The 6,016-nt window shown below is 67.6% G+C and carries 5 protein-coding genes and 1 pseudogene; 3 read left to right on the forward strand and 3 right to left on the reverse strand.

Annotated elements, in window-relative coordinates:
* Window positions 1-289: 289 nt before the first annotated feature.
* The 3 genes from argA (at window position 290) to WBB14_RS26990 (ending at window position 4,115) form a co-directional block, all read left to right on the forward strand.
* On the forward strand, window positions 290-1,648 hold the full coding sequence (argA, locus tag WBB14_RS26980) for an amino-acid N-acetyltransferase (RefSeq protein ID WP_424242479.1): 1,359 nt from the start codon (window positions 290-292) through the stop codon (window positions 1,646-1,648).
* Window positions 1,649-1,744: 96 nt separating this feature from the next.
* Window positions 1,745-2,017: an oxidative damage protection protein gene (locus tag WBB14_RS26985; protein WP_013392664.1), complete on the forward strand. Its 273-nt coding sequence runs from the start codon at window positions 1,745-1,747 to the stop codon at window positions 2,015-2,017.
* A gap of 145 nt (window positions 2,018-2,162) precedes the next feature.
* The gene (locus tag WBB14_RS26990) at window positions 2,163-4,115 is read left to right on the forward strand and encodes a phosphocholine-specific phospholipase C (protein WP_424242480.1); all 1,953 of its coding nucleotides are present in this window, start codon (window positions 2,163-2,165) and stop codon (window positions 4,113-4,115) included.
* An 80-nt stretch (window positions 4,116-4,195) separates the two neighbouring features.
* On the opposite strand, the gene phoU is transcribed toward WBB14_RS26990, so the two are convergent.
* The 3 genes and pseudogenes from phoU to WBB14_RS27005 form a co-directional block, all read right to left on the reverse strand.
* The gene (gene phoU / locus WBB14_RS26995; RefSeq protein ID WP_424242481.1) at window positions 4,196-4,918 is read right to left on the reverse strand and encodes a phosphate signaling complex protein PhoU; all 723 of its coding nucleotides are present in this window, start codon (window positions 4,916-4,918) and stop codon (window positions 4,196-4,198) included.
* A gap of 170 nt (window positions 4,919-5,088) precedes the next feature.
* The gene (rpiA, locus tag WBB14_RS27000; protein ID WP_424242482.1) at window positions 5,089-5,769 is read right to left on the reverse strand and encodes a ribose-5-phosphate isomerase RpiA; all 681 of its coding nucleotides are present in this window, start codon (window positions 5,767-5,769) and stop codon (window positions 5,089-5,091) included.
* A gap of 37 nt (window positions 5,770-5,806) precedes the next feature.
* Window positions 5,807-6,016, reverse strand: a pseudogene (locus WBB14_RS27005) (acyl-CoA dehydrogenase); the annotation flags it as partial.

Genomic DNA, 6,016 nt, shown 5'->3' on the forward strand with positions numbered 1-6,016 from the left:
GGGCGGACGCGGCCGCCGCCGGGGCCGCCGCGTCCGCGCTCTTGGGCGCACGCGGGCTGGATGATTCAGGCATGTACGATTTGTCCGGTTAGCCCGGCATTATAAATTTCCGCGGGCTTCCTGCCGGCGCGTCGAACCCAAACCGGGAAATCCGGCACCAAATTGGCACTCTTTTCCTCCTGCGCCAGTGCGCGACGGTCATATAATTTCGCCACGCCGTCGCCTGACGGCGCCATGGCGCGGCACTGCGCCGCGTTTTGACCGACTCTCAGGAATCCTTCCGCCCATCATGCCCGACCTGGAACCAGACACCGTCTCCGCCCTCGAAGCCCCAGAATTCGCACCCGCCCAGTTCGTCCGATGGTTCCGAGAAGTGGCGCCCTATGTGCATGCGTTCCGAGGCAAGACATTCGTGGTGGCGTTCGGCGGCGAACTGGTGCAGGCCGGCGCGCTGAACGCGCTGGTGCAGGATCTGTCGCTGCTGTCCTCGCTCGGTATTCGCCTGGTGCTGGTGCATGGCTCCCGTCCCCAGGTCAATGAGCAGCTGCGCCTGAAGGGCTTTACCCAGCAGTTCGACCGCGGCCTGTCGCCCACCGACGCCGCCGCGCTGGAATGCGCCAAGGAAGCCGCCGGCGAAATCCGCCTGGACATCGAAGCCGCCTTCAGCCAGGGGCTGCCGAACACGCCCATGTCGCACGCCCATATCCGCGTGATCTCCGGCAACTTCGTCACCGCCCGCCCCACCGGGGTGCTGGACGGCGTGGACTACAAGCACACCGGCCAGGTGCGCAAGATCGACGTCGACGCCCTCAAGTTCGCCATCGAAAAGGGCTCGTCCGTGGTGCTGCTGTCGCCGCTGGGCTTCTCCCCTACCGGCGACGCCTTCAACCTGGCCATGGAAGACCTGGCCACCAGCGTGGCCGTGGCGCTGCGCGCCGAAAAACTGATCTTCCTGTCCAGCTCGCAGGGCGTGCTGAACGACGACGGCACGCTGGACACCGAGCTGGCCCGGGTCGACGCCGACGCGCTGCTGGCCGGCGGCGAACTCGACGAGGAAACCCATTCCTTCCTGCAATACGCCTCGCTGGCGGTCAAGCGCGGCGTGGCCCGCGCCCACCTGCTGCCGTTCGCCCTGGACGGCAGCGTGCTGCTGGAAATCTTCACCCACGACGGCGTGGGCACCATGGTGGTGGAAGACACGCTGGACGACCTGCGCGCCGCCACGATCGACGACGTGGGCGCCATTCTCAGCCTGATCGAGCCCCTGGAAGCGGACGGCACCCTGGTGCCGCGCCCGCGCAGCGTGGTCGAGCGCGACGTGGAAAACTTCACCGTGCTGGAGCACGACGGCGTCATCTACGGCTGCGCGGCCCTGCATACCTTCGCCGAAGAGCAAATGGCCGAAATGGCCTGCCTGATCGTGCATCCGGAATGGCAGGGCTCGGGCGAAGGCGAAATCCTGCTGCGCCACATGGAATCGCGCGCGCGCGCCAGCGGCGCCAAGCGCCTGTTCGTGCTGACCACGCGGACCTCGCACTGGTTCATGAAGCGCGGTTTCGTGCAAGGCGGCATCGCCGACCTGCCCCGCGAAAAGCAGCACAACTACAACCGTTCGCGCAACAGCCTGGTCTTCATCAAGAAGCTGTAACACCCGGCCTACCCGCAGGGTCCGCAGGGGCTTGGCGCCATCACGGCGCCAAGCCCGTTAAAATGCGGGATTACTCATTTCTTCCGGCAGCGAACCATGGCCCGTATCGTCAACTGTGTGAAATTGAAGCGTGAAGCCGAAGGGCTGGATTTTCCGCCCTACCCCGGCGAACTCGGCACCAAGATCTGGCAGAGCATTTCCAAGGAAGCTTGGGAAGAATGGAAGGGCATCCAGACCCGTCTGGTCAACGAAAACCGCCTGAACCTGGCGGACGCCCGCGCCCGCAAGTACCTGAAAGAACAGATGGAACGCTTCCTGTTCGAAGACGGCACCGTCGAAGCCCAGGGCTACGTTCCGCCCTCGGCCTGATCCTGCCGCGCTTTTCCGCCGGCGCCCATTAGCGGCGGCCGGCCCGATCCAGCCCCTCGCCCGCGAGGGGCTGTTCGTTTCAGGCCCCGGCTTCCGGCCGGGCCGCCCTTAAGATTCAAGCGCCGCTGGCCGTATCATCGCTGTCATGAAAGAAGAATCGCGCCCGTCCCCGTCCGCCGTCCCTTCCTCGCCCATCGAACGCGCGCTTGGCATTGCGCCCGACCGCCGCACGGGCACGTTGCAGGACGTGCGGCACGTGGTGATCCTAATGCAGGAAAACCGGTCCTTCGACCACTATTTCGGCACCCTGCCCGGCGTGCGCGGCTTTGCGGACCCGCATCCTGCGCCCACCTTGGCGGGCAATGTGCTGACGCAGGCAGACGGCGCGACGCAGGTCCGTCCCTATGCCTTGCAGGCGGAGTACGCCAGCGATGCGCAGGTGGGCTACATCACGCCGCACACCTGGGACGACGCGCAGCGCGCCTGGAATGACGGCCGCATGGACCAATGGCTGCCCGCCAAGAGCCGGCTCGGCATGGGCGCCTACCGCGGCGCGGAAATACCGTTCCAGACCGCGCTGGCAAACGCCTTCACCCTGTGCGACGCCTATCACTGCTCGATCCACGCCGGCACCAATCCCAACCGCCTGTTCCTGTGGACCGGCACCAATGACCCGCAGGGCCTGGCGGGCGGCCCGGCTCTGGTCAACACCTTCGACCGACTCGGGCCCGCCGGCGAAGGCTATGCCTGGACCACCTATCCCGAACGCCTGCAGGACGCCGGCGTGGACTGGCGCATCTACCAGGACATGGCGGACAACTACCACGACAACCCGCTGGCCGGCTTCCGGCAGTACCGCCGCCAGCATGCGGGCGCGTCTGGCAACTCTCCCCTGCGCGACCGCGGCCTGTCCACTTGCACGCTGGACCAGCTGGCCCGCGACGTCGCCGACGGCACGCTGCCGCAGGTGTCCTGGATCATTGCGCCCACGGCCGATTCCGAACACCCCGAGGTCTCGTCGCCGGCCCGGGGCGGCGCCTACACGGAGCGCGTGCTGGACATCCTGACCCGCAATCCGGAGGTCTGGTGCCGCTGCGTGTTCTTCGTCACCTACGATGAAAACGACTGCTTCTTCGACCACATGCCACCGCCGGCGCCGCCTGCCCGCGCGGCCGACGGACTATCTGGCGGCCTGTCCACGGTCGAGCTGGATGGCGAGTACCACGATGCGCGCCACGGGCCCAGCGCTGCGACGCCGGACGACCCGGCCGGCCTGCGCGGCCGCGGATTCGGCCTAGGGCCGCGCGTGCCGATGCTGGTGGTCTCGCCCTGGAGCCGCGGCGGTTGGGTCAATTCCCAGGTGTTCGACCACACTTCAGTGATCCGCTTCCTGGAGGCGCGCTTCGGCGTGCACGAACCCAACATCAGCGCCTGGCGGCGCGAGATCGCCGGCGACCTGAGTTCGGCCTTCGACTTCGCCACGGATCGCGGCGCGGACGCCGCAGGCCAACGCCGGGCCTGCGCCCTGCCCTATGCGCTGGAGGTCCAGGGCAAGATGGCCGCCGACGGCGGACATTACCGGCTGACCCTGCGCAACCCCGGCAGCGCGGGCGCGGTGCTGCATGTCTACGACCGCCGCGCGCTGCAACACGCCCCGCGCCGCTACACCGTGGGCGCAGGCGCGCGCTTGGACGATGGCTGGCGCCTGCACGATGGCGGCGCCTATGACCTGTGGTTGCTGGGACCCGACGGCCTGCACCGGCAGTTCCGCGGCGATGCGCGCGATGCCGGAACACTGGAGGCGCAAGTCACGCCGACGGCGACTGGCCTGAGCCTGCGTCTCATCAATCGCGGTGACGCGCCGCAGCCGGTGAAAGTGGAGTCGCGCATGGGCGACGGCTGGTGCGCCATGGCGCAGGTGCAGGCGGACGGTTCGCTGGAACTTGCCTATGGCGGTTGCCAGGGGTGGTACGACCTGGAGATCAGCGCGCCCGCCCTGACGGCCTTCGGCCGCAGGCTGGCAGGCCGCATCGAGGCCGGCAAACCTGGCCTGCCGGACCCGCGCCTGCAAGCTGGGGCGGCGCTGCCGCTGGACTGACGCCTGGCGTCTGACGGCGCCGCGACGCGGTCTTCGACGCCAGACGCCCGGCGAGGCCGCCGGGCGTCCGACAGCGATGATTACTCTTCCGTACCTTCCTCTTCTTCGCCGCGCGCCAGGCGCTCGGTGTTCTTCACGCCGGTGTGGCGCACGTCGGCGCCCTTGACCATGTAGATCACGCGCTCGGACATGTTCTTGGCATGGTCGCCGATGCGTTCCAGTGCGCGCGCGATGAAGATCATGTCGATGGCGCGCGAAATGGTGCGCGGATCTTCGATCATGTAGGTGATCAGATGGCGCAGGGCGCCCTTCCATTCCTTGTCCACTTCCTTGTCGCTGCGCACGACGGCGGCGGCCTGGATGGGATCAAGGCGGGCGAACGCGTCCAGCGCCTGATGCAGCATGGTGCGGACATTGGCGGCCATGTGGCGCAGTTCGATCACCGGGATGTGGCGCAGCTCGGCTTCGTGGATGCGGCGTGCGACGGTGGCGACCTTCTCCGCCTCATCGCCGGAACGCTCCATGTCGGTCAGCATCTTGGACACGGCCATCAGCATGCGCAGGTCGATGGCGGTGGGCTGGTGGCGCGCCAGGATGCGGCTGATGCTCTCGTCGATTTCGACTTCGTGGCGGTTGACTTCCTTTTCCCGCTCACGGACTTTCTCGACCAGCGACATGTCGCCGCTGGCGAGCGCGTCGATGGCCTCCTGGATCATGGCTTCCACCAAGCCGCCCATTTGCAGGAACTGCGAACGGACGCTTTCGAGGTCCGCATCGAACTGCTTGTTTGTATGCTCCGACATCCGGGCTCCCTGCGTGGTTGGTCTCATTGCACTGCCCTGAAAAGAGGAAATTACGAGGTGGGCCTGCACAACCCGCAAGGTTATGACCCAAGTGTGACAGGATTATGAATGCGGGCCCCGGCGCCTGCAAGGCAAGGCGGCCAGGGCTGGACCAGGGGCCGCGGCAGGACTCAGGCGCGGCGATCCAGGCGGCGGATGCCGTTCTGCGTGGCCAGCAGCGCCACGTCGGCACCCGCGATCGCGAACAGTCCGCAGGTCACCACGCCCGCCAGGTTGTTGACCTGGGCTTCGAGGCCCCGCGCGTCGGTGATGGACAGGCCGGAAACGTCCAGGATGATGTTGCCGTTATCGGTGACGAATCCCTCGCGCAGCTTGGGTTGGCCGCCCAGCGCCGCCAGGGCGCGCGCCACGGACTCGCGGGCCATGGGTATGACTTCGACCGGCAGCGGGAACTTGCCCATGGTCTGCACCAGCTTGGATTCGTCGGCGATGCAGATGAAGCGCTCGGCCACCGAGGCCACGATCTTCTCGCGCGTCAACGCGCCGCCGCCGCCCTTGATCATGTGCAGGTTGGCATCGATCTCGTCGGCGCCGTCGACGTAGATCGGCATCGTGGCGATGTCGTTCAGGTCCAGCACCTTCAGTCCATGCCCGGCCAGCCGGGCGGCGCTGCGCTCCGAGCTGGCGACCGTGCCGCCGATCCGGCCCTTGAAACGGGCCAGGCCATCGATGAAGAGATCGGCAGTGGACCCCGTGCCCACGCCGATGATGGTGTCCGGGCCGGCGACCTGTTCAACGAATTCCAGGGCCGCGTCGGCGGCTTGCTGCTTGAGTTCTTGCTGGGAAAGCATGGCGAAAAATGCGGGAAGGTTGGTCGAGCCAGGAAATTTAGCATGCGGCGGCGGGCCACGCCCGCGCCAGGATGGCCTGCGCGTCCGCGCCAGCCGCCAGTTCGCCGAACACCCCGCCGCCCGCGTGCAGGCGGCTGGCCACGAAGGCCTGCGCCACCGGCGCGGGTGCATGCTGGATCAGCAAGGCGGCCTGCCACAGCCGCGCCAGGCCGGCGGCGATGCGGCGCGCCTGGAACTCGGCCTGGGC

It is taken from the genome of Achromobacter sp., from assembly GCF_049647645.1.
GTDB lineage: Bacteria > Pseudomonadota > Gammaproteobacteria > Burkholderiales > Burkholderiaceae_B > Achromobacter.